Consider the following 25575-nt stretch of genomic DNA (forward strand, 5'->3'; position numbering starts at 1 on the left):
GCCCCGACGCAACCACAACCCCCCGAACCCCATGCACCGCACGATCAACCACCAACGAATACGCAACATCCACCAACGCCACATCCGGCCGCCCCACCACAAACGACCGCAAACGAGCCGCCTGACCACACAACGACCCCGACCCACGACCCGACAACACAAACGGCAACACCGCGGACGACTGCCCGCTGTCCGCTTCACCGGCCTCAGGTTCCCCGTTCGGGGCGGTCGAGGCGGACGGGGCCTCACCGATGACCAGGTGGCAGTTCGTGCCGCCCATGCCGAAGGAACTGACACCGGCGATCAAGGGGCTGTCGGGCGCTTCCCACGGGCCGAGGCCCTGCTGCACTCGAAGGTTGAGCTCGTCCAGCGCGATCCCCGGGTTGGCCAGCTCGAAATTGAGGCTGGCCGGGAGTTCGCGATGGCGGATCGACATCGCCACTTTGATGAGGCCGGCGATCCCCGCGGCCGCCCCCAGATGCCCCAGGTTCGTCTTGACCGAGCCGACGGGCAGCGGTCGCGTGCGCGGCCGGTCCGAGCCGACGACGGCACCGAGCGCGGAGGCCTCTACCGGGTCCCCTGCGGGTGTTCCCGTTCCGTGCAGCTCGACGTATTGGAGCTGCGTGGCACTGATTCGAGCGCGCTCGTGGGCGCGGCGCAGGACGTCTCGCTGTGCGAGCTCGTCGGGCTGGGTCAGGGCGTGGCCGTCGCCGCCGTGGTTGACCGCGCTGCCGAGAATCACGCACTGCACGGTGTCGCCCTCGGCGAGGGCGTCCTCCAGCCTCTTGAGCACGACCAGGCCGCCGCCCTCGCCCGGCACGTAGCCGTTCGCGCGGGCGTCGAAGGTGTAGCAGCGGCCGTCCGGTGACAGTGGCCCCCAACGGTCCGCGATGTCCATGGACTCCGGCAGCAGGTTGAGCTGCACGCCGCCCGCGACGGCGAGGTCCGACTCGCCGGTGAGCAGGCTCTGGCAGGCCAGGTGAACGGCGACCAGCGAGGACGACTGACCGCTGTCGATACCCACACTGGGCCCGTGCGCGTCCAGGAAGTGGGAGAGCCGGTTGGCGATCACCGCACGTTCGATGCCGGGGTAGGTGTGCTGAGTCGCCGCACCGGAACCGTTTCGGTGCACGAGATGGGCGTAGTCGTCGGCGAAGACACCTACGAAGACACCGAGCCGGCCGCCACGCACGCGGTCCGGCACGATCCTCGCGTCCTCCAGCGCCTCCCACCCCAGTTCCAGCACGAGTCGCTGCTGCGGGTCGACGGACGCGGCCTCGCGGGCGGGAATGCCGAAGAACTCGGCGTCGAACTCGTCGACGGCGTCGAGGAATCCACCCCGGGAGGGCGCGATCGGCCTGTCCGAGCCACGGCGTCCGGGCGGGCGCTCGGTGATCGCGTGGCGTCCCGCGGCCAGGAGCCGCCACAGCTGCCGAGGCCCGTCGGCGCCGGGGAATCGGCAGGACGCGCCGACCACCGCGATGGTGCCACGTTGATCCCGGACATCCACCCGGATCGTCTCCTTCCACGTCTCACGTCTCGTCGTGCGGGGTCACGGCGGCGACCGCCGGACACAGTGGGTTCTCAGAGGCCCCGCCGGGGCGGAGGTACGGCACAACCGGCGCGGTGTGATTCCCACACGCCGCACCACCACCGGTCCGCGGAAGGGAAATCCTCGGCGTGGCCGTGCGGCAGGACGTGATCGATCGAATAGGGGGAAAATCGAATAGGGTAAAGCAGACTGGAGAACGGTGCCGTGAGCGCGATACGCGCGCACACCGTGCTCGGCCGTAGCGCGTCGGATTCTCACGGCCGGATGACCGCGTAACCGGATAACCGCGCAACTGGGTTGCCGCGCAACCGGATAACCGAAGCTACCGGATTACCGAAGCTACGGGATTACCGCGCAACCGGATAACCGTCGCAACTGGTCTACCAACGCAACTGGGCTACCGCGCACCACATTTCAATCGGTCAGGACTGTGGAAAGTCCCACCGGGTCGCGGTCTCCCAACCGGCGATTCCGGTCCACCCGTAGACCCGCTCGGGATTCAGCCGGAACACCGGCGCGCTCTGGCCGAAACGCGTGTGGACGCGGTCCTCGCTCACCGAGAGCTCCCAGTCGTACTTCGCCCCGACGCCTTCGGCGAGCACGTTGATGTCGTCGTCCCCGATCACTCGGGAGCAGCTGCCCTCGATCATCAGCACATCCTCGCCGACCTGCACGTTCACAGAGGCCCGCGGGTTGGTCCTCAGGAATTCGCCGCAGCGGTTCTGGCTGGAGAACCAGAAGGTGTTCCGCTCCCAGACACCCCACAGGGGCCTGCTGTGCGGGCGTCCGTCCGGGCTGGTGGTGACCAGCCAGTAGGTGGGCGCTGACTGGAGCAGATTCTCCGCCCAGCCCCAGGGCTGGGTGGGGCCCGGCGCGGTCTGGCTGAAGAGGAAAGCCGATGTCCCCTTCGGCTCCTCTTTGTTCTTCAACACCTCGGCAGTCATGTTGCTGTCCCTTCGCTCGTCCGCTGCGGGCGACCAGCGAGACGCACCGCTCTGGCTCTCGCGGTTCATGCTCGCAGCGCGACCGCGACACCGACACCCCAAAAGAACCCGTGACAACCGGGAGTGCGACTAGGGGGGTTAGGGGGTGCCCGCGCAGGCATCGCGAGCGCATGGTTGATCACGCGAGCCGTCCGGAGGCGGTCTTGGTCGTGGTCCCGCCCAAACCTTTTCGGCGCGCGTCATCCGCCGGACCGCCGACCTCAGCAGACGCCTGCCACGTGTCCAGGCACGACAAGTCCGGGGTACGCCGGACCACTCCGGGGTCCCCCGGGCCACTGGAACAGACAGAGACAGATGGGGTTGCTCCTATGGAGAACGAGGACAAGCTTCGCCAGTACCTCAAGTTGGTCACGAGCGACCTCTACCAGGCTCGCAAGAAGATCACCGAGAGGGAGGCCCAGGACACCGAGCCGATCGCCATCGTCTCGATGGCCTGCCGGTTGCCCGGCGACGTCTGGTCGCCGGAGGACCTCTGGGAGCTGGTCGCCAGTGGCACCGACGCGATCGGCGACTCGCCGACCGACCGGGGCTGGGACATGGACAGCATCTACGACCCTGAGCCCGGAAAGCCCGGAAAGACGTACACCCGCGAGGGTGGCTTCATGTCCGGCCTTGCCGACTTCGACGCGGGCTTCTTCGGCATCTCCCCGCGCGAAGCTCTCGCCATGGACCCGCAGCAGCGGATCGTCCTTGAGGCGGCCTGGGAGTCGTTCGAACGTGCCGGCATCGACCCGGAGACCCTCCGCGGCACCGAGACAGGTGTGTTCATCGGATCGAACACCCATGACTACGTGCCGTTGACCGTCACGGCGCCCCGGGAGGTCGACGGGTATCTGCTGCTGGGCAACGCGCCCAGTGTGCTCTCCGGCCGCGTCGCCTACACGTTCGGCTTCGAGGGCCCCGCCGTCACCGTCGACACCGCCTGTTCCTCTTCGCTGGTCGCGATGGACTACGCCGTACGGGCCCTGCGCCGCGGCGAGTCCACGATGGCCGTGGTCGGCGGTGTCGCGTCGATGTGCTCGCCCCTGGTCATGGTCGACTTCAGCCGGCAGCGCGGGATCGCGCCCAACGGCCGGTGCAAGGCGTACGCGGACACCGCGGACGGCACCGGCTGGTCGGAGGGGGTCAGTCTGATCCTGCTTGAGCGGCTCTCCGACGCGCGGGCCAACGGCCATCCGGTGCTTGCCGTCATCCGTGGTTCGGCGATCAACCAGGACGGAGCCTCCAACGGTCTGACCGCTCCCAACGGCCCTGCCCAGCAACGGGTCATCGAGGCGGCGCTGGCCGACGGCCGGATTCCGATGGAGCAGGTCGACCTGGTGGAGGGGCACGGCACCGGTACCCGGCTGGGCGACCCGATCGAGGCACAGGCCCTGCTGGCCACCTACGGCCGCAAGAAGAAGGACGGCGAGCCACTGTGGCTGGGCTCGCTGAAGTCGAACGTGGGTCACACCCAGGCGGCCGCGGGCGTCGCCGGTGTGATCAAGGCTGTGATGGCCATGCGCCACGGCGTCCTGCCCAAGACACTGCACGTGGACGAGCCGACGCACGAGGTGGACTGGTCGGCCGGCGGGGTCAAGGTGCTGACCGAGAACCGCCCGTGGCCGGAGAACGAGTGGCCGCGCCGGGCGGGTGTGTCGTCGTTCGGCATGAGCGGCACCAACGCGCACGTCATCCTTGAGCAGGCGCCCGCGCCAGAGGCGGTCGAGGCCGAGCCGGTGAGCGCGCGGCCGACCTCACTGCCCTTCCTGCTCTCCGCCCGTACTCCGGGGGCCCTGGCCGGTCAGGCGGCGCGGCTTCGTGACTGGCTCGCCGACGAGAACGTCTCCCTGCTCGACGTCGCGAAGTCGCTCGCGCTGCACCGGGTGACGTTCGAGCACCGCGCCGCCGTGGTCGCGGGCACCAAGGAGGAGCTGCTCGCCCAGCTCGACCTGCTGGCCGGTGGCGGCAGCGGTGCCACGGCGGTCGCCGGCACCGAGCGCCGCGGCCTCACCGCGGTGATGTTCCCCGGGCAGGGCTCGCAGCGCACCGGCATGGGCGCCCAGCTCGCGGCCGCCTTTCCCGTCTTCGCCACGGCGTACGCGGAGGTGCTGGAGCGGCTCGACCCCGAGCTGCCGCGGATCATCGCCGAGGGCGGCCCGACGCTGGATCGCCCCGAGTACGCGCATCCCGCGCTGTTCGCGATCGAGGTGGCGCTCTACCGCCTGGTCGAGTCGTGGGGTCTGCGGCCCGACCATCTGCTCGGCCAGTCCTGCGGGGACATCGCGGCGGCGCACGTCGCGGGTGTGCTGTCGCTTGAGGACGCGGCCACCATGGTCACCGCCCGAGCACGGCTGATCCAGACTTCGTCGGCCGGCATGATGGCCACGGTCGCGGCCGGCGCCGACGTGGTGGAGCCGGTCATCGCCGGCATCGAGGGCGTGTCCCTCGCGGGGATCAACAGCCCGAGCGCGGTCACCCTTTCGGGGCTGACGGGCCCGGTCGAGGCAGCTGTGGCGCGGCTGGCGGAGCTCGGGCACGCGTCCCGCACGCTGCGGGTCGGCGTCGCGGGCCACTCGGTCACGATGGAGCCGATCCAGGCCCAGTTCCGGGCCGTGGTGGAGACCTTGACCTACTCGCCGCCGGCCATCCCCATGGTGGTGCCCGCCGAGGTGCTGTGCACCCCCGAGTTCTGGGTCCGGCAGATGCGCGACCCGGTGGACCTGGTCGGCGGCGTGGCCCGGCTGCGCGAGCGCGGCGTCACCCGGCTCATCGAACTGTCGCCCGCCGCGTCGATGAGCGGCCACGTGCGCGAGTGCTATGGCGACGAGCCGGTGGTGGTCACGCCGTCCCTCCGCAGCCGGCGCGACGAGGTGGAGTGCGTTGCCGTGGCGCTGGCCACCCTGCACAACGCGGGCGTCGAGGTGGACTGGGCGGCCTTCTTCGCCGGCACCGGGGCGCGACGCGTCGACCTGCCCACCTACGCGTTCGAGCACGAACGCTTCTGGCTCGAGACCAGCCACGTCGGGGGGCACGACCTCAGCTCGGTCGGCCTGCGCTCGGTGGACGCGCCGCTCCTGGGCGCCGGCGTCTCGCTCGCCAACGACGGCGGCTTCCTGTGCACCGGCCGCTTGTCGCTCTCGACCCAGCCGTGGCTCGCCGACCACACCCTGTTCGACCGTACGCTGCTGCCCGGCACCGCGTTCGTGGAGTTCGCGCTGCGCGCGGCGGACCAGGTCGGCTGTGAGCTGGTCGAGGATCTGACCATCGAGGCCCCGCTGCTGCTGGAGCGGGGCGGTGTGGCGCTGCAGATCGTGGTCGGCGAGCCGGAGGAGTCCACCGGCCGACGGTCGATCACCGTCTGGTCGCAGCAGCAGGACCCGGACTCCCCGGACACCGACGCGGCCTGGACACGGCACGCGAGCGGCTTCGTCTCGGGGAGCGCTGGTGTGAGCCGCGACGACCCCGAGATGGCCGCGTGGCCCCCCGCCGGTGTGGAGGAGGTCGAGCTCGGTGATCTCTATGAGACCTTCGCCGCGGCCGGGTACGGCTACGGGCCGGTGTTCCGCGGTCTGAAGGCCGCCTGGCGGCGTGACGGGGAGGTCTTCGCGGAGGTGGCGCTGCCCGAGCACGTGAGTGACGCGGGCGCCTACGGCATACATCCCGCCCTGCTCGACGCCGCCCTGCACGCGGTCGCTGTCACCGGTACCGCCCAGGGCGCTGTCCCCTTCGTGTGGTCCGGCGTCCGGCTGTACGCCGTCGGTGCCTCCGCGCTGCGGGTCCGGCTGACCCCGGTGGGGACCGACACGGTGTCCCTGCTGGTCGCCGACGGGACCGGCCGTACGGTGCTGTCCGTCGACTCGCTGACCTTGCGGCCCGCCACCGCGCAGCAGATCGCCGCGAGTGCTCCCCCGTCCCACGACTCCCTCTATGAGATCGAGTGGATCTCCGCGGGTGAGGTGGAGGCCTCGTCGCCCACCGGCTGGGCGAGCCTGGGCGGCGGCGCGCCCGGGACGGGCACGGCGTACGCGGGCTTCTCCGCGCTGCGGGCCGCTCTCGACGCCGGGGGCGAGGTGCCCACTGTGGTACTGGCCGCTCCCGGTGACGGCGACCACGACGACGTGGCCGCGAGCGTGCACGCGGGTGTCAACGAGATGCTGGAACTGGTGCGCCACTGGCTGGCGGACGAACGGCTGGCCGGCTCACGGCTGGTCCTGGCCACCCGTGGCGCGTTGGCCACGTACGAGGGCGAACCCGTCCATGATCTGATCGGCGCGGCCCTGCACGGCCTGTTCCGCTCGGCACGTGCCGAGAACCCGGGCCGGTTCGCCCAGGTCGACCTCGCGCCCGGCGAGCCCGACTCGGCCGTGTTGGCGGCGCTCGGCGCCGGGGAGGACGAGGTCGCCGTACGCGCGGGCACGCTCCTGGTGCCGCGCCTGGCCAAGGTCTCCTCCTCGACGACGCTCGCCGTGCCGGCGGAGTCGGCCGCCTGGCGCCTGTCCGCCCCCGACCCCGGCACTTTCGACGGGCTCGCCCTGATCGAGTCGCCGGAGGCGGTCGCCCCCTTGGCCGAGGGCGAGGTGCGAGTGGCCGTCCGGGCCGCCGGGCTGAACTTCCGGGACGTCATGTCCACCCTGGGCCTGGTCAGCGGTCAGGAGGTGCTCGGCGGCGAGGCGGCCGGCGTGGTGACCGAGGTCGGTCCCGGAGTCGTCGGCCTGAGGCCCGGGGACCGGGTGATGGGCCTGTTCTTCGGGCCGTTCGGGCCCCAGGCGGTGGGCGATCACCGGATGGTGGTTCCGATCCCGGACGGCTGGTCGTACCTCCAGGCCGCGACCGTGCCGATCACCTACCTGACCGCGTACTTCGGGCTCGTCGACGTGGCAGGCCTGCGACCGGGCGAGTCCGTGCTCGTCCACGCCGCCGCCGGTGGCGTCGGCACAGCGGCCGTGCAGCTGGCCGCCCATCTGGGTGCCGAGATCTTCGCGACCGCCAGCCCCGGCAAGTGGGCGGCCGTCCAGGAGCTCGGCATCCCCCGCGAACGCATCTCGAACTCCCGCACCGCGCGGTTCGAAACGGATCTGCTCGGCGCCACCGAGGGCCGCGGCGTCGATGTGGTCCTCAACTCGCTCACCCACGAGCTCGTGGACGCCTCGCTGCGGCTGCTGCCGCGCGGCGGCCGGTTCGTCGAGATGGGCAAGACCGACATCCGCGACGCCGACTGGGCGGCCGGGGCGTACCCCGGTGTGCGCTACCAGGCGTTCGACCTGCTCGGGGTGGCGCCGGAACGGGTGCACGAGATGCTGGTCGAGCTGCTCGACCTGTTCGGCCGTGGCGCTCTGACCCTGCCTCCGATCACCACCTGGGATGTCCGTCGGGCTCCTGACGCGTTGAGGTTCCTCAGCCAGGCGCGGCACATCGGCAAGATCGCGCTGACCGTCCCGGTGCCCGCCGATCCGGCCGGGACCGTGCTCCTGACCGGCGCCTCCGGTGCGCTGGGCGGCCTGGTCGCCCGGCACTTGGTCGCCGAGCACGGCGTACGCAACCTCGTGCTGGCGAGCCGGCGCGGCCCGGACGCCCCCGGCGCCGCCGGGTTCGCCGCCGAGCTGACCGGGCTCGGCGCCTCGGTGACGACGGTCGCCTGTGACGTGTCCGACCGCGAGTCGCTGCTCGGGGTGCTGGCCGCGATCCCCGCAGAACATCCGCTGACCGCGGTGGTGCACATCGCGGGCACCAGCGACGACGGCCTCATCGGCTCGCTGACGACCGAGCAGGTCGACGCCGTGCTGCGGCCCAAGGTGGACGCCGGCTGGCTGCTGCACGAGCTGACCTCGGACCTCGATCTCTCCGCCTTCGTGCTGTTCTCCTCCGCCGTCGGGGCGTTCGGCGCGCCGGGCCAGGCCAACTACGCCGCCGCCAACGCGTTCCTGGACGCTCTGGCCCGGCACCGCCGCGCGTTGGGGCTGCCCGCCGTCTCGCTCGACTGGGGTCTGTGGGCCGCCGCGAGCAACATGACGACCTCCCTGGGGGAGGCCGACTGGGAACGGATGACACGCGCCGGCATCAAGGCGATGTCCGAGGAGGAGGGCCTGGCCCTCTACGACGCGGCCTTCACCGTCGGCGCCCCTGTGGTGCTGCCGGTCCGGCTCGACCTGGCGGCGTTCCGCGGTCAGGTGCCGCCCCTGCTGCGCAACCAGGTCTCCGGGCGGGTGCGGCGCAGTGCCGTGGCGAGCGGCGGCGACGCCAGTTCGTGGACGCGCCGTCTGCTGGCCCGCCCGCCGGGCGCCCGGCAGCGGATCGTGCTGGACGCTGTCGCCGCCGAGGCCGCGGCCGTGCTCGGGCACACGTCGGCGTCGCGTCTGTCGCCGGACCGCACCTTCAAGGACATCGGTTTCGATTCGCTGGCCTCGGTGGAGCTGCGGAACCGGATCAGCGCGTTCACCGGCCTGCGGCTGCCGGCGACGGTGGTCTTCGACTACCCGGACCTCACGTCGCTCGCCGAGTACGTGCTCGGCGCGGTGGTCAGCGCCGGCTCCCCCGCGCCCGCGGCACCCGCCGTCAGGGCGGGCACCGGCGGCGACGCGATCGCCATCGTCGGCATGGCCTGCCGCTACGGCGGCGGAGCCGACTCGCCCGAGGCGTTGTGGGCGATGGTCGAGGAGGGCCGGGACGCCGCCGCGGAGTTCCCGTCCGACCGCGGCTGGAACCTGGCCGAGCTGTTCGATCCCGAGCCCGGCCGCTCCGGCACGACCAACGCGCGGGCGGCCGGCTTCCTGCCCGGCGCGACCGAGTTCGATCCCGAGTTCTTCGGCATCTCACCCCGTGAGGCCACCGCGATGGACCCGCAGCAGCGTCTGCTGCTCGAATCGGCGTGGGAGGCGTTCGAGCGTGCCGGTATCGACCCGTTGGCACTGCGCGGCTCGAAGACCGGTGTGTTCGTCGGCCTCAGTGCCCATGACTACGGCAACCTGCTCGCGCGCGAATCGGGCGGTCTCGACGGCCACCTGCTGACAGGAACGGCGGCGAGCGTGGCCTCGGGCCGCATCGCGTACGAATTCGGCCTTGAGGGGCCCGCGTTGACGGTCGACACCGCCTGTTCGTCCTCGCTGACCACGGTGCACATGGCGGCCCAGGCGCTGCAGACCGGTGAGTCCGACCTCGCGCTGGCCGGCGGTGTGGCCGTGATGTCCACACCGGTGGTGTTCCAGGAGTTCGCGCTGCAGGGCGGCCTCTCCGCGGACGGCCGCTGCCGGGCGTTCGGCGCGGACGCGGACGGCACCGGCTGGGCCGAGGGCGTCGGGCTGCTCGTACTGGAGCGCCTGTCGGACGCCCACCGCAACGGCCACCAGGTCCTCGCGGTGGTGAAGGGTTCCGCGGTGAACCAGGACGGCGCCTCCAACGGGCTGACCGCGCCCAACGGCCGCTCGCAACAGCGGGTGATCCGCGAGGCGTTGGCCCACGCGGGTGTCTCCGCCGCCGAGGTGGACGTCGTGGAGGGACACGGCACCGGCACCAGGCTCGGCGACCCGATCGAGGTGCAGGCGCTGCTGGCGACGTACGGGCGGGAGCACACCGAGGAAACACCGCTCTGGCTCGGCTCTCTGAAGTCGAACCTGGGCCACGCGCAGGCGGCCGCCGGCGTGGCCGGGGTGATCAAGATGGTCCAGGCGCTGCGGCACGGCCTGCTGCCCCGGACCCTGAACGCCGACGAGCCCACCCCGCACGCGGACTGGTCGGACGGTGCCGTGAAGCTGCTGACGGCGGCGCAGCGGTGGCCGGAGCGCGACCGACCCCGGCTCGGCGCCGTCTCCGCGTTCGGAATCAGCGGCACCAACGTGCACATGGTGCTGGAGCAGGCACCGGAGCCCGGCACGCCGCCCACTCCGCCCGCGCCCGATCGGGTGCTCGCGCCGTCCGTCAAGCCGTTCGTCCTCTCGGCGCGCGGCGCGGCGGCACTGCGCGGTCAGGCGACCAGGCTCAGTGCCCACTTGGCCGAGCACCCGGAGGTGGACCTCGACGCGCTCGGCCGCTCGCTCAGCGGCCGGGCGGCACTGGAGCACCGGGCCGTGGTGCTCGCCGAGGACCTGGGCACGCTGACCGCGGGGCTCACCGCGATCGCCGCCGGCACGGCGGACTCCAGCGAGGACGTCGTGCTGGGCGACGGCGGTGACGCGGACCGGCCGGTCTTCGTCTTCGCGGGCCAGGGCGGCCAGTGGCCCGGCATGGCGCTCGACCTCTGGAACAGCAGCCCGCTGTTCGCCGCCGCGATGACCGAGTGCGACGCGGCGCTGGCCCCGTACGTGGACTGGGACGGCGCCACCCTGTCGGACGTCCTCGCCGGCGCTCCGGGCGCGCCGAGCCTGGACCGGGTGGACGCGGTGCAGCCCGCGCTGTTCGCGGTGATGGTGTCCCTGGCCCGGCTGTGGCGCTCGCTCGGGGTCGAGCCCGCGGCGGTGGTCGGCCACTCCCAGGGCGAGATCGCGGCGGCCGTGGTGTCCGGCGTCCTCACGCCGGCCGAGGGCGCCCGTATCGCCGGGTTGCGCTCGCGTTTGATCGCCGGCCTGACCGAGCGCGGCGGGATGGGCTGGATCGGCCTGCCGGTCGCGCGTGTGGAGGAACGGCTCGCCGCGTACCCGGGGCTCGGCGTCGCCGCGGTCAACGGGCCGCGGTCGGTGGTCGTCTCCGGCGCCGCCGACGAACTGCGGAGCCTCATCGCGGCGCTCGCGGCCGAGGACGTCCGGGCGCGCATACTCCTCGTCGATTACGCGTCGCACTCGCACGGGGTGGAGGAGCTGCACGCCGAACTCGTCGACGCGCTGGCCGACATCGCGCCCGCCGAGGCAGAGGTGCCGTTCTACTCCACGGTCACCGGCGGACGGGTCGACGGCACCGAGCTGGACGCCGAGTACTGGTATCGCAATCTTCGGGAGACGGTGCGCTTCAGCGCGGCCGTCGAGGCCCTGGTGGACGACGGGCACAGCTGCTTCGTGGAGCTCAGCGCGCACCCGGCCCTCGTCGACGCGGTGGAGGCGGTCGCCGAGGCCCGGGGCGCCGAGGTCGCCGCGTCGTGGTCGTTGCGGCGGGACGGCGGTGACACCGAGTTCACCCGCTCCGCGGCCACGGCCTTCGTGCGCGGGGCAACGGTACGGTGGGACACGGCGTTTCCCGCCGGCGCACGCATCGACCTGCCCACGTACGCGTTCCAGCACCGCCGGCTGTGGGTCGAGGCCGCGGGCGCGGAGACCGCGAGCGCCGCCGACCTCGGACTGATCGCCACCGGCCACCCCTTGTTGGGCGCCGCCGTGGAACACGCGGGCGACGACCAGGTGCTGTTCACCGGCAGGTGGTCGACGGCGACCCAGCCGTGGCTGGCCGACCACGTCGTGCTCGGCACTCTGCTGCTGCCCGGAGCCGCCTTCGTCGAGCTGGTCACCCACGCCGGGCGGCATGTCGACTGCGCCCGTCTCGAAGAGCTGGCCTTTCAGGCGCCGTTGGTGCTCCCGGCGAAGTCGGGCGTGGCGGTGCAGGTCACGGTCGGCGCGGCCGACGCGACCGGCCGGCGTTCGGTCACGGTGCACTCGCGGCGCACCGAATCGGGCGCCGGCGGCAAGTGGACCCTGCACGCGGAGGGGACGCTCGCCCCTGTCGCTACCGGCCCGGTGCCGGGCAAGCTGACGACGTGGCCGCCCACGGGTGCCCAGGCCGTCGACGTGACCGACATCTATCCCCGACTCGCGGAGCGCGGATACGCCTACGGGCCCGCCTTCGCCGGAATCCGCGCGCTGTGGCGGGACGGCGATGACATGTACGGCGAGGTCGCGCTGCCGAGCGTCGTCCACGGCGAGGCGGGGCGGTTCGGCCTGCACCCGGCGCTGCTGGACGCCGCGCTCCAGGTGCCGGTCGCCGGACTGATCGACAGCGAGAGCCAGGCGGTGATGCCGTTCTCCTGGAGCGGCATCACGGTACACACCCGGGGGGCGAGCTCACTGCGGGTCGCCTTCCGGCGCACGGGCCCCGACTCGTCCAGCATGCTGCTCACCGACGACGCGGGCGAGCTCGTCGCCTCATTCGACTCCATCGTCGCGGGGGCCGACGGCCGCGAGCAGCTGCGCGCCGCCGTGGACAGCGCGGACGACACGAACGTCGGCGGCGAGCACTACCGCGTGGAGTGGCGCACGCTCCCCGGTGGCACGCGCCCGACGCTCGACGGCACCTGGCTGGCGGTGGTGGCCGAGGGGCAGCCGGCGGACGGCTGGGCCGCCGACACCGTGCGCCGCCTCGCCGCCCACGCCCCTGGCATGGTGACCTGGACCGTACCGTCCGGGCACCTCGACCGGGCGGCGCTGGCCCAGCGGCTGCGCGAGCTGACGGCGAACGGCACCCACCCGGTCGGGGTGCTGTCGCTGCTGGCCGAGGACGAGGCCCCGTGCGACGACTCGGCGGCGCTGCCCCGAGGGCTCGCGGGCACGGTGGTGCTCACCCAGGCCCTGCTCGACGCCGAACTCGGCGTCCCGCTCTGGGCGGTGACCCGGGGCGCGGTGGCGGCCGGTCCCCAGGACCGTGTCGCCTCGCCCGCCCAGGCGCTCATCTGGGGTTTCGGGCGGGTCGCCGGCCTCGAACACCCCCGGCTGTGGGGAGGCTTGATCGATCTGCCGGAGACGGTGGACGACGACGCGGTCGCAGAACTGGCCGGTCTGCTCGCGGGCGGCGGTGAGAACGAGGTCGCCGTACGATCGCGGGCCGTCCTCGCCCGCCGTCTGGTCAGGGCGGCGACGCCCGAGCAGGAGCCGGCCCCCTGGCGGCCGAGCGGTACCGTGCTCGTGACGGGTGGTACGGGCGGCCTCGGTGCCGAGATGGCCCGCTGGCTCGCGGACCGCGGTGCCGAACACCTGGTGCTCGCCAGCCGCAGCGGCGCCGACGCGCCCGGGTCCCAGCGCCTGGTCGAGGAACTGGCCGCCAAGGGCGTCTCGGTCTCGGTGACGGCCTGCGACGTCACGGACCGGGCCGCCGTGGTCGAACTGCTGGCCTCCGTCCCCGACGAGCACCCGCTGACCGCGGTCGTGCATGCCGCGGCCAGCCTCGACGGCGGGCCGATCGCCGGCATGACGCTGGCGGAGTTCGACGGCATCCTGGCCGCCAAGGTGCTCGGTGCGGCGCTCCTCGACGAACTGCTCGACCACGACAGCGTCCAGACGGTGCTGCTGTTCGGCTCCATCTCCGCGACCTGGGGCGTCGGCAACCAGTCCGCGTACGCGGCTGCCAACGCGTACCTCGACGCCCTGGCCCGGCAGCGGCACGACCGCGGCGGCCACACCGTCTCGGTGGCGTGGGGCCCGTGGGAGGCCGGAATGCTGACCGAGGACGAGAAGACGGCCGACGCGCTGCGCCGTGGCGGCCTGCCCCTGCTGCCGGTGGACTCCGGCCTCGCCACGCTGGACCGCATCGTCGCCGGGGACGAACCGTGCCCGGTCGTGGCACGCGTCGAATGGGCCCGCTTCCATCCCCGGTTCACCTCGCTCAGGCCCAGCCCGCTGCTGGCCGACCTGCCGGAGGTACGCGCGCTGTCGACGGCGGAGTCCCCGGTCGCGGCCACTCGCGGCGCGGCCCTGATCGAGAAGCTCGGCGCGCTGCCCGAGGAGGACCGGGAACCGGCGGTGCTCGACCTGATCTGCTCGCACGTCGCGGCCGTGCTCGGCCACGACTCCGCGGAACAGGTCGACCGCAAGCGGGCTTTCAAGGACGTCGGCTTCGACTCGCTGCTCGCCGTCCAGCTGCGCAACCGGCTCAACGCGGCGACCGGGTTGCGGCTGCCGGTGACCCTCGTGTTCGACTACCCGAATCCGACGAGCCTCGCTTCGTTCCTGCGCTCCGAGGTGGCGGCCAGTGTGCCGTCGCCGACGGACGCGGCACTCGCCGAGTTCGACCGGCTGGAGGCGTCGCTGTCCTCGATACCGTCCGAGGACGCGGACGTGCGCGACGTCCTCGTCGGGCGGGCGCGAGAGCTGCTCAGCCGGCTCTCGGGCCCGGCGCGGGACGAGGACGCCGAGGGCGACGTCGCGACGCTGACCGCGGCCTCCGACGACGAACTGTTCAGCTTCATCAACACGCAGCTCGGCCGCGGGGACGAGTGACCCGTGGACCCGCGGCAAACCTGCTGTTGCGTCGGTGAGAGGTCGAGGAGCAGATGGACAACGAGGACAAGTTGCGGCGCTATCTCAAGGTGGTCACAGCAGACCTCTTGCAGGCCCGCAAGCAGTCGGAGGAGCTCAAGCGGCGGGCCGACGAGCCGATCGCGGTCATCGGCATGGCCTGCCGCTATCCGGGCGGTGTGCGCTCGCCGGAGGATCTGTGGGAGCTGGCGGTCACCGGGCGGGACGCGATCACCCCGTTCCCGGACGACCGGGGCTGGGACCTGGACGCGCTCTACGATCCCGACCCTGATCACCCGGGCACCAGCTCCACCCGGCAGGGCGGCTTCCTGGCCGATGTCGCGGACTTCGACGCCGGGTTCTGGGGCATCTCGCCCCGCGAGGCCATCGCCATGGACCCGCAGCAGCGGCTGCTGCTGGAGACGTCGTGGCAAGCCCTCGAAAGGGCTCGGATCGATCCGCACTCGCTGCACGGCAGCGCGACCGGGGTGTTCGTGGGCCCGAGTGTGACGGACTACGCCGCCCTGCTCGCGCGCTACCCGACCGGGTTCGAGGGGCTCCTGCTCGGCGGCCTCGCGGGAGCCATCATCTCCGGCAGGCTGTCCTACCTCCTGGGGCTGGAGGGGCCGGCGGTGACCATCGACACCGGCTGCTCCTCGTCGCTCACCGCCCTGCATCTCGCGGCGAGAGCGCTGCGCGCGGAGGACTGCTCGCTCGCCCTGGTCGGCGGTGTGTCCGTGCTGGTCACACCGGGCTCGTTCGTCGAGTTCAGCATCCAGCGCGGACTCGCTCCGGACGGCCGGTGCAAGTCCTTCGGCGACGCCGCGGACGGCACGTCCTGGGCCGAGGGCGTCGGCATGGTCGTCGTCGAGCGGCTTTCCGACGCCCGCCGCCACCGGCACCCGGTCCTTGCCGTGCTGCGCGGCTCCGCGATCAACCAGGACGGGGCGTCGAACGGGCTGACCGCACCGAGCGGCCCGTCCCAGCAGCGGGTGATCCGGCGTGCGCTGGCCGCGGCCGGGCTCCAGTCCTTTGACGTCGACGCCGTCGAGGCACACGGCACCGGCACGACACTGGGCGACCCGATCGAGGCCCAGGCGCTGCTGGCCACGTACGGGCGTGACAGGCGGCCCGGCCGTCCGCTGTTCCTGGGGTCGCTCAAGTCCAACCTGGGCCACAGCCAGTCCGCGGCAGGAGTCGGCGGCCTGATCAAGACGGTGATGTCATTGCGGCACGGTGTGTTGGCGCCCACGCTGCACGCCGACCCGCCGTCCACCGAGGTCGACTGGACGGCCGGCGACATCGAGCTCCTGCAGGAGTCGCGGCCCTGGCCGAAGACGGAGGACCGGCCCCGGCGGGCGGCTGTCTCCGCCTTCGGTATCGGCGGCACCAACGCACACGTCATCCTTGAGGCGGTGCCCGAAGAGGACGCGGGCCGGGAGGGCGACGGCGTCGCACACCGTACGCTCGCGGCCGTTCCCTGGCTGGTCTCCGGCCGGACCGCAGGCGCGATGCGCGCCCAGGCCGCGCGGCTGGCCGCGTTCCTGGCGAACCGGACCGAGCCGGCCGACCCCACCGACGTCGGATACTCGCTGGCCACCACGCGCGCCGCCCTGGAGCACCGCGGTGTGGTGGTGGCCGCCGATCGAGACCACCTGCTCGCCGGGCTCGACGCACTCGCCCAGGGCACACCGGACGCCGCGGTCACCACAGGCGCCACCGCACGCGGACGGCTGGCGTTCCTGTTCACCGGCCAAGGGGCGCAGACGCCGGGCATGGGCCGTGCGTTGTACGCGCAACACCCCGTCTTCGCCGAGGCGTTCGACGCGGCCTGCGCGCATCTGGACGGTCCGATCGGGCGTTCGCTGCGTGACCTGACCTTCGCCGAGGACGACACACCGGGTCTGCTCGACCGCACCGGATTCGCCCAGCCGGCGCTCTTCGCTGTCGAGAGCGCTCTGTTCCGGCTCCTCGAATCATGGGGTGTGCGCCCGGATTTCGTCGCGGGGCACTCCATCGGTGAGGTCACGGCCGCGCACGTGGCCGGGATACTGTCGCTCGAGGACGCGTGCGCGCTGGTCGCCGCCCGGGCCCGGCTGATGCAGAGCATGCCGCCCGGCGGCGGGATGGTCGCTGTACGCGCGGCGGAGAAGGACATCCTGCCGATGCTGGACCAGCAGGCCGGCCTCGTGTCCGTCGCCGCTGTGAACGGCCCCGCCTCGGTGGTGCTCTCCGGCGACAAGAAGACACTCACCACACTTGTGGAGAGACTGGCCGACCAGGGCATCCGCTCGCGCGAGCTGCGGGTGAGCCACGCTTTCCATTCACCGCGGGTCGACGGGGTCCTGGCCGATTTCCGGTCGGCGATCGAGGGCGTGTCGTACGCCGCACCCCGCATCCCGGTCGTGCCGCTCGCCCCGGGCGACGCGGACCGGGGCGAGCGGATGCGCTCGGCGGACTACTGGGTCGCCCAGGCCCGTGCGGAGGTGCGATTCCACGACGGTGTGGTGCGCCTGAGCGAGGCCGGTGTCACCACCTTCCTGGAGCTCGGTCCTGGCGGGGTCCTCGCGGCCCTCGGCCGGGACTGCCTGCCGCCGGCCGGCCCGGGCGTACCGGAGCGGGTCTTCGTGCCGACGCTGCGCAAGGGTCGGGCCGAGCCGGCCGCGCTGCTTGACGCGGTGGCTGCCCTGTTCGTCCGCGGCGTGCCGGTCGACTGGCGCGCGGTCTACGCGGGCACCGGGGCCGCCCAGTGCGACCTGCCCACGTACGCCTTCCAGCGCCGCCGCTACTGGCTGGCCGATCACCTGCCGGCGGGCGCGAGCCTGCTGGCGAACCAGGGCATCACCGGTGGGCAGGGCGGCCCGCCGCCGGGCATCGTGCCCGCCGAGGCGGACCCTGAGATCCCGTCGCTACGTGGCAGGTTGGCCGATCGCCCGCGCGAAGAGTGGGCGCAGATCCTGCTCGCCGAGGTGCGCAACCAGGCGGCGCAGCTGATGGGTTACGACGCGCTTGAGGACGTGGACACGCAACGAGGCTTTGCCGAGCTGGGCTTCGACTCGCTGACCGCGGCCTGGATGACCGAGCGACTGGCGGCCGTGACCGGTCTGGAGCTCTCCCGCACCCTGGTGATCGACTGTCCGACGCCGTCCGCGGTCGCCGCACACCTGGCCGACCGCTTCGCCGCGCTCGACGACCTCGAACCACCCCAGGCCGCCCCCGTCTCCAGCCCGGCGGGTCCGCCGCCGACGGGCGCGGGCCCGGTGACGCCGCCCCCGGGCGAACCGCTGCCGGCGCTGTTCGCCCAGGCCTGCGCGCAGGGCCAAGTGCGGGACGGACTGGAGCTGTTGGCTGTCGCCGCCCGGCTGCGGGTGGGGGCCGGCTCGCCGCCGATGCGGAAGCCCGTCAACTTCTCCCAGGGGCTCGCGGGCCCGACCCTGGTCTGCATCCCGTCCGTGGTCGCGCCCTCCAATGTCTACCAGTACGCGCGGATGGCCGACGCGCTGCGCACGACACACAACATGGCCGTGCTGCCGTTGACGGGCTACGCCGACGACGAACTCCTTCCGCCGACCCGAACCGACCTGGTAACCGCGGTCGCCGAGGCGGTCCGCTCCAGTGTGAACGGACCGTACGTCCTCGTCGGCTACTCCTCCGGCGGCTGGATCGCCCACGAGGCGGCCGCCCGGCTCAAGGATCTGGACGCCGCACCGGAGTCACTCGTGCTGCTGGACAGCCATCTGCCCGGCAGCGCAAGTCTGGCCGAGGTCCAGTCCGACCTGCTCGGCGGCGCGTACGCGGAATGGACCGCGGCACAACCGCCGCGCGGCGCCGAACTGACCGCGATGGCACACCACCTCCAGCTCTTCAACGACTGGGCCCCCACCGAGATCAGCGGCATGCCGACACTGCTGCTGCGCGCCACCGAACGAATGGGCGGCCAGCCCTGCACCGGCGAGGACTGGCAGGTCCGCTGGGGCCCCGACCACCACGCCGTCGACGTGCCCGGCACCCACCTGAGCCTGGTCGACGAACACGCCGCGAGCACCGCCGCAGCCATCGTCGCCTGGCTGGCCCGACGGCCTGAGGACAGTGGCCGACCGTCGACGGATGTGCGTTCGCTGGAACGATGACGACAACAGCACTCGGCGCCGGGACTCCGAGGAGTTGCCACGGGCCCCGGCTGCCGGGCCCTACTGGGAGGCGCGCTTCGGCGTTGAGAGCCGGGGGTTGCCGGGGTGCCGCTCGTACCGGCCGGTCGAGCCGACGGTAGCCCGTCGACCGGGACATGGCGGGTGGCGGCAAGTCCCCGGATCGCCACGAGGGATGACCACTGGACGAAACGCCGCTCACCCCGTCCCGTACGGCTGCCGAGCCGGCGGCCTCAGAGGTCCGCGGCGGTGAGGCGCTGCTCGATGCCCTCAAGGCGGTCCGTGACGGCCTTCAGGGCCTGGGCCGTGGCTTGGTCGGCGGTCCCGGCGCGGCCGGAGGACTGCCGCGCGTGGGCGAATCCGGTCATCGCAGAGTTGACGGCGACCTTCAGTGCGGCGCTGGTCAGGCCGGCTTCGCGCAGCACCGCTCCCACGCCGCTGCCCGTCCTCTCGTCCGCGATCCCGATCAGCAGGTGCTCGCAGCCCAGGTAGTTGTGCCCGAGGTCCATCGACGCCTGCAGGGCTCCGCCGATGGCTGCGCGTGCGGGAACGGTCAGGCCGGCCCACAGGGAGGGCCCTCCGGAGTCCTCGCGGACAGGGGTGCTGGGAGATGCCTCGTCCCGTTCGACCGCCGCCACCGCTGTGCGCAGGTCGTCGGCGTCGGCTTGGAGGACGGGGAGCAGCCGGACGGCGAGGTTGCTGGGCGTGTCGAGGATTCCGGTGAGCAGATGGCCGCTGTCGACATGTCCTTTGTCCGGCGCCACTGCGCGGGCGCGGTCGAGGGCGTCGCGGAGTCTCTCCGTCATCCGGCCGGTGACGCGCTCGGCGAAGGCGGGATGCGCGGCGGGGTCGAAATCCGGGTTGCCGAGGGCGGCGGCGGCCTTGCGGGTGGTGCTGATCAGGGCGACCGCCTCGCGCAGGGCCTTCTGGCAGATCGCTGAGACGGGAAGGTCGGCGGCCTTGACGGCGGTGGCCAGGTCATCGGGCAGATACACATTGATCTTGGGCATGGCTGGCTCCTCGCTTCGCATGACCCCTGGCTGTATAACCCCTCGTAGGGTTACCTCTGGGGTTATCTTTTGTCAACGCGTAGGCACGACCCACATGAGCGGTCGCCCGACACACCCGCAGGGCCGCCCGAGGCGATGAACATGGTGCAGTCACACTTCGGCAGTTCCATGGCGGCATCCGCCGTCACGTCGAGCGCCCGAACCCTGCCAGCCGGTGGCTTCTCCACGCCGTGGAGCGCACAATAGAGGTGTCTGCCCTTATATGTTCAGCTCAAAAAGGCCGCGTAGGGCATGACCGCAGCAGGCGGATGCGCGGCCCGGCCGAAAGGTGCGCCATGGCCACTCTTCAGGAGTACGTGGACAAGGACCTGGTGGGCACGAACAATGTGCGCCGCGCGGCCATCATCCGCGCCGACGACGGCGGCACGTTGGCGGAGAGCGACGGAGGCCTGCTGCGGGACGGCGAGGGTGCGGACATCATCGCCCTGTTCCGGGACCCGAGTGAGGTGCGCGCCAAAGGGGTCGTCGTCGGCGGGGAACAGTTCGCGGGCGTCAAGGGCGATGAGAAATCGATCTGCGCGACCAAGGGCGCGGACGGCATCGCGATCGCCAGGACGGACCGGAGCATCATCATCGGCTTCTACCAGGAGGGCGAGGCGCCGTGTGACGCCCTGCTGACCGTGGGCAATGTCGCGGACAGCCTCCGCGAGGACGGCTACTGAGCCTGCGGGCACGCCAAGTCGCCCCGGATCGGGCGGCATTTGCCGGAGTGGCTGCGCCCCGGGTGCCGCCGTTCGCCGGCGGTACGTCGGAGAGCCGCCGCCTCAGCGTGCCAACGAGACGGCGAAGGGCTGGAAGCCGTGGCGCCGCAGGATGTGCGGGACGAGCAGGATCAGGGCTTCGGAGGCGCGGGCACTGGCGATGCCGCCGAGATCCTCGATCCATTCCGGCTGCCAGCCGAGGTCACCCAGCAGATCCGTGACCGTCTTCTTGGCGCCGTCGTCATCCCCGGACAGATACACCGTCGCCGGGGTGGACAGGGATGCGGGCGACGTCATGACCATGAAAAGCATGGTGTTCAGCGTCTTGACCACGCGGCTTTCCGGCAGCGCGTGCTGGAGGTGTTCAGCCAGGCTGCTGCCGGGATAGACGAGCTCCCCCGGCAGGCCGTCGGCGCCATCGCGGGTGGCGTTGGAGACATCGACGAGGATCTTGCCGGCGAGTTCGGCGCGGAGTTCCGTCAGCCGCTCCAGAGTGGTGTCGCCCGGCGTCGCGTTGATCACGATGTCTGCGGTACGGGCGGTGGTGCGCTGGTCGGCGAACCTGATCGACGCCTCGATGCCGTCTTCGCCGAGTGCGGTGGTACTTCGGGGAGTGCGGTGACCGAGAACGACGGTGTGACCGGAGGCGGCGAGGGCGCGGGCCAGGTTGCTGCCGACGCGGCCGGTGCCGAGAATCCCGATGGTGGTCATGGTGTCTCTCCTTGCTGATGTCCGGTCGCAGACAGGGTGTCATCGACTTCGGACTACATGGCCGTGGCGGTTCTCTGGCCGATGGCGTGACCGAGGCGGCGGATCGATCCCACGACTTGGAGACCTCGACGACCTCGACGACCTCGACGACCTCGACGGTAGAGCGGGCACGGATTGACAACAAGTGCATGCTGTGTACCAGTACATTTACTGCCATGCAATTGGATCTGAACCTGCTCACAGCTCTCGAAGCGCTGCTGGAAGAGGGCAGTGTGACGGGCGCGGCAGCCCGCACCCATGTCACCGCCCCCGCGATGAGCCGGTCCCTGGGGCGCATCCGCAAAGCCACCGGCGACCAGATCCTGGTGCGCTCCGGTCACGCCATGGTCCCCACGGCCTACGCGCTGGCCGTCCAGGCGCAGGTGCACGACCTCGTACGGCAAGCACGCGAGGTGCTGTCGCCCGAACGGGAGGTGGACCTCGGCACGTTGGAGCGCGTGTTCACGGTGCGCTGGCACGACGCTCTTGCCGATGCCTGCGGCCCGGCCCTGCTGTCTTCAGTCCACCGCCAGGCCCCGGGCGTGCGGATACGTCTGGTCGCCGAGTCCAGTTCCGACACCCCCGATCTGCGCCGTGGCGACGTGGATCTGGAGTCCAGTACGGACGCGCCGACCGCGCCGGGCGTCCGTCACCGGCGGATCGGAGAGGACCGTCTCGTGGTCGCGGTCCGCCCCGGTCACCCGCTGGCCCGGGAACCGCTGACCACCGAGCTCTACGCCGCGGCCGAGCACGTCACCGTCTCCCGCCGTGGCCGTCTTCGCGATCCGGTCGACGACGTTCTGGCCGCTCTCGCACAACAGCGCACGGTTGTCGCGGCCGCGCCGACCACGGCGACCGCCCTCGCCCTGGTCCACACCGGCGACCTGGTGCTGACCGTCCCCGAGGCGACCACCCGGGCAGCCCGCCGGCAGCTGGGACTGCTCGCACTGCCGGTTCCGTTCGGCATGCCGCCGATTCCGCTCCACCTGACCTGGCACCAACGCCACGACAACGACCGGGCCCACGCCTGGCTCCGCGAACAGGCCGAAGCGGCCCTGCACACGCTGTTCGCACCGTCGACCGGTGCGGAGCAGGGGAGTTGAAAACTCCAGCGTCCGTTCTCGCCACCTGCACGTTCCATCACGCCCTGGCAGGACACGATCAGCCTTGACGCACTGCGCCACCGCGAGGACGAGTCGCCACAGCGCTACGAGCAGGAGAAGGGCGGCCAGGTCGCGCGGAAGAAGCCGAAGTGACCGTCTGTACCAACTTCGTCATTCCTCTTGGCGCTTGCACCGGTATGCGCTGGAATGCCTCCACGCATCAACACTGGGGGGGATCATCATGAGCAACCCGTACGACGACAGAAGCCCGTACGGCCAGAGCCCGTACGTCACCGCGCCCATCACCCCGGACCGGCCGCGGATGTTCAACTCCACCACCGCGCACATCCTGTGGGTGCTCCTGCCCATCATCACCATCAGCCTCGGCGCCGCGATCCCCTTCGTCGTCGCCGCGGTGAAAGGCGTCGTCCGACCGTGGGTCGCGGTCGCTTACGGCGCTGTGGAGATCGGGATCTACATCACGAGCACTGCCATGCCGGACCCGCAGGCCGGCGGGGACTTCATTGGTCTGCTGTTGATCCTGCTCGTCGTCGTCTCCGCGACACACACGGGCCTCCTGGACAGCAACAAGATCCGCATCGGCAAGTAGAGAGCCGAGGGCATGGAGGACACCAGACGTGAAAGGGCCATGGATACGCCGGAACTGGGACCGGACGCGTCTGTGGGTCTGGATGCCCTTCGAGGGAGGCTCGAACCGGGGCCGGCTCCTGCACGAACCGGGGGAGCGCATCCGCCCGGACTGGAAGAAATCTGAAGGTCGTTGGGAGGTGGTACTTCCCCGCCTGATTCGGTGATCAAGGCAGTGTCTGCGGTGGATGGTCGCAGCCGCTCCGATGGGGGCGGTTCCCAGACTGAGCAGTCGTGTGCGAAGAGCACTCGTCGTGGGCCCATGACCTGGACGCCGGTGGGTGCGAGACCCATTACCGATGGCCGGCAACGCGGCCGGTCAGGAGTCGTACGGAGCTCACCCGCCCGGCGTCCGGATGCCGTAGCCGGCCCGGGGGCGTACGCGGACAAGGACGATCTCCACGACGGGGTACGCAGCCGCCTCATCCCGGCGGACCGGTCAGGCGAATGCCGCCGCGATCCGGTCGCCGAGGTCCGGGAAGCCGGCCGGCGCCTCGACGGCGGCGAGGGTCGCGTAGCCGATGAGCGCGGCCAGCGCAGCCTCGGCCCGCGTCTTCTCGGCGGCTGTCGGTTCCCCGCCCGGGGCGCCGTCGGGGCGGTTCGCCGCGTACAGGCCGGCCAGGTGATCGCGCAGGGACGTATGCCTGCGGACCGCGATCGCCGCCAGCATCGGCGAGGTCGAGGCCTCGGCCCAGATCTGCACGACCAGACGGGCGTGCTCCGCGGTCGCGCCGGGAGGCGTCACGTAAGACATCAGGCGGCGCAGCAACTCGTCGGGCGTCTCCCCTGCGGGGAACTCCCCGCCTTCCGTGCCGTCCCGCCCGCTCACGATCTCCGCCACGAGCGCGGCCTTGCTGGGGAAGTAGCGGTAGAAGGTGCCGGTCGACAGACCGGTCGCCTCGATGACGGCCGCCATCGACGCGCCGCTGAACCCTTTCTGCGCGAACACTCCGCGGGCCGCCTCCACGATGGCCCGGCGGCGGCCGTCCAGATGGTCCTGACTGACCTTGGGCATGGGTGGTCCCTTCTTCGTGCGCCAGTTTCCCGGCCAGGCGCTGGACAGTGCGCGCCGGGTCGAGGGTAATCTAAAATGAACATTCATTCAGTAAGGAGCACAGGTGCGCATACTTCTCAGTGCCACTCCCGCGGGCGGTCACGCCCTGCCGCTGATCCCCCTGGCCAGGACGGCCCACGCCGCCGGGCACGACGTCGCCATCCTGAGCAGCGCGGATCTGGCCCCCCTACTGCGGCCGTTCGAGGTGCTGACCGCGGGACCGGGGCTCCAGGAGCAGATGGCGGAGACGCGGCGGCGCACGGGGCAGGACCCGGCCCAGCCCGGTCCCGCGGCCGTCGAGATGTTCGCGGGCACGAGGGTCGACCTCGCCTATGACGAGGCGTTCGAGCAGGCAAAGGCGTTCGGCCCGGAGCTGATCGTCTGCGAGCCCTTCGACTTCGTCACACCGATGCTCGCCGCCGCTCTGGACGTCCCGTGGGCAGTCCTCGGTATCAGCGGGAGTGTGCCCGCCGAACTGCTGGACGCGATGCACCAGCGCCTGCGGGTCCAACTCGCCGAACGCTCTCTGCGGGCGACGCCGCGCCTGGCGTACCTCGACCCCTACCCCGCCTTCCTGCACCAGGAGGGCGACACACCACAGCCCGACCGGATCGCCGTGCGGCCCGAGGCGTTCGATCGTGACGACGATCCCTTCGAGCTCCCGGTGTTCGCGGGCGAGGGCCGCCGCCGGGCGCTCCTGACGTTCGGCACCAGCGTCAGCGACTCGAACGCCGAGGACGGGGCGGCGCGTTCGCTCGCGGATGCGGGGTTCGACGTGGTGATCGCCGGGTCCCAGGAACCCGGGCGTACCTCCGATCACATCCACCGCGCCGGCTTCGTCCCGCTGGCCCGGGTACTGCCGTGGGCGGACGTCGTCGTGTCGGCCGGTGGTACGGGAACGATGCTGGCCGCGCTGGCTGCGGGAAGGCCCATGGTCGTCCTGCCGTTCCACGCGGATCAGCCGTGGAACGCCGAGCGCCTCGACCGGGCGGGCCTCGCCCGGACCATCGTCGCGCCCGGGGACGCGGGGCCCGCGGCGCGTGAGGTCGTGACTCGACCCTCTTACCGGCGCCGCGCCCCGCCGGGCGGGGGGGGGCGGGGGGGGGGGGGGCCGGGGGGGGGGGCCCCCCCCCCCCCCGCCCCGCCCCCGCCCCCCCCCCGCCCCCCCGGGACATCGGAGAGATGGCGCCTCTGTCCGAGGTTCTCCCCGTCCTGGAGCGCGCGGCACACGGACCGGGCGCGCAGCGGTAGTCCGGGCGCGGGCGGTGCGCGAGCCGAGCCGAGTTCGGCCGAATGTGCCGCCGGGGCGATGAGTTCTGGCCGGATGACGAGTCTGTCCCTGTGACCGTCGCGGAGACCTCGTAGAGCGTATGAAACGTCATATGACCCAACGATCACCGCCACACATCACAGAACGCCG

General features: G+C 71.9%; 11 protein-coding genes. 6 read left to right on the plus strand and 5 right to left on the minus strand.

The features are described from left to right. The coding region (locus LCE31_RS10325) for a beta-ketoacyl synthase N-terminal-like domain-containing protein (protein WP_225013868.1) at nt 1-1510 on the minus strand (1510 nt) is incomplete at its 3' end. Between the two features lie 464 nt (nt 1511-1974). After that, a complete protein-coding gene (locus tag LCE31_RS10330; RefSeq protein ID WP_225013869.1) occupies nt 1975-2496 on the minus strand; it encodes a pyridoxamine 5'-phosphate oxidase family protein in 522 nt (173 codons plus the stop codon). A gap of 404 nt (nt 2497-2900) precedes the next feature. On the opposite strand from LCE31_RS10330, the gene LCE31_RS10335 reads away from it, so the two are divergent. Then, nucleotides 2901-14663, plus strand: coding sequence for an SDR family NAD(P)-dependent oxidoreductase (locus LCE31_RS10335; RefSeq protein WP_441349408.1), 11763 nt, complete (start codon nt 2901-2903; stop codon nt 14661-14663). Nucleotides 14664-14716: 53 nt separating this feature from the next. Further along, the gene (locus LCE31_RS10340; RefSeq protein ID WP_225013871.1) at nt 14717-18811 is read left to right on the plus strand and encodes a type I polyketide synthase; all 4095 of its coding nucleotides are present in this window, start codon (nt 14717-14719) and stop codon (nt 18809-18811) included. Between the two features lie 251 nt (nt 18812-19062). Here the strand turns inward: LCE31_RS10340 and LCE31_RS10345 are convergent, their stop codons facing one another. Further along, on the minus strand, nt 19063-19839 hold the full coding sequence (locus LCE31_RS10345; protein ID WP_225013872.1) for a Clp protease N-terminal domain-containing protein: 777 nt from the start codon (nt 19837-19839) through the stop codon (nt 19063-19065). A 335-nt stretch (nt 19840-20174) separates the two neighbouring features. Here LCE31_RS10345 and LCE31_RS10350 point away from each other — a divergent pair, with 335 nt between their 5' ends. Further along, entirely contained in the window at nt 20175-20561 is a 387-nt protein-coding gene (locus LCE31_RS10350; RefSeq protein ID WP_225013873.1) for a profilin, read from the plus strand. A 102-nt stretch (nt 20562-20663) separates the two neighbouring features. Here the strand turns inward: LCE31_RS10350 and LCE31_RS10355 are convergent, their stop codons facing one another. Continuing rightward, entirely contained in the window at nt 20664-21311 is a 648-nt protein-coding gene (locus tag LCE31_RS10355; RefSeq protein WP_225013874.1) for an NADPH-dependent F420 reductase, read from the minus strand. Between the two features lie 215 nt (nt 21312-21526). Here LCE31_RS10355 and LCE31_RS10360 point away from each other — a divergent pair, with 215 nt between their 5' ends. Both LCE31_RS10360 and LCE31_RS10365 read left to right on the plus strand, forming a co-directional pair. Next, complete coding sequence (locus tag LCE31_RS10360) at nt 21527-22453, plus strand: LysR family transcriptional regulator (RefSeq protein ID WP_225013875.1); 927 nt, start codon at nt 21527-21529, stop codon at nt 22451-22453. Between the two features lie 241 nt (nt 22454-22694). Then, a complete protein-coding gene (locus LCE31_RS10365) occupies nt 22695-23063 on the plus strand; it encodes a hypothetical protein (protein WP_225013876.1) in 369 nt (122 codons plus the stop codon). 477 nt (nt 23064-23540) lie between these two features. On the opposite strand, the gene LCE31_RS10370 is transcribed toward LCE31_RS10365, so the two are convergent. Continuing rightward, on the minus strand, nt 23541-24116 hold the full coding sequence (locus LCE31_RS10370; protein WP_225013877.1) for a TetR/AcrR family transcriptional regulator: 576 nt from the start codon (nt 24114-24116) through the stop codon (nt 23541-23543). A gap of 103 nt (nt 24117-24219) precedes the next feature. Here LCE31_RS10370 and LCE31_RS10375 point away from each other — a divergent pair, with 103 nt between their 5' ends. Then, nucleotides 24220-25500, plus strand: coding sequence for a glycosyltransferase (locus tag LCE31_RS10375; RefSeq protein ID WP_225013878.1), 1281 nt, complete (start codon nt 24220-24222; stop codon nt 25498-25500). Nucleotides 25501-25575: the final 75 nt, after the last annotated feature.

It is taken from the genome of Streptomyces sp. 8L (assembly GCF_020176795.1).
GTDB lineage: Bacteria > Actinomycetota > Actinomycetes > Streptomycetales > Streptomycetaceae > Streptomyces.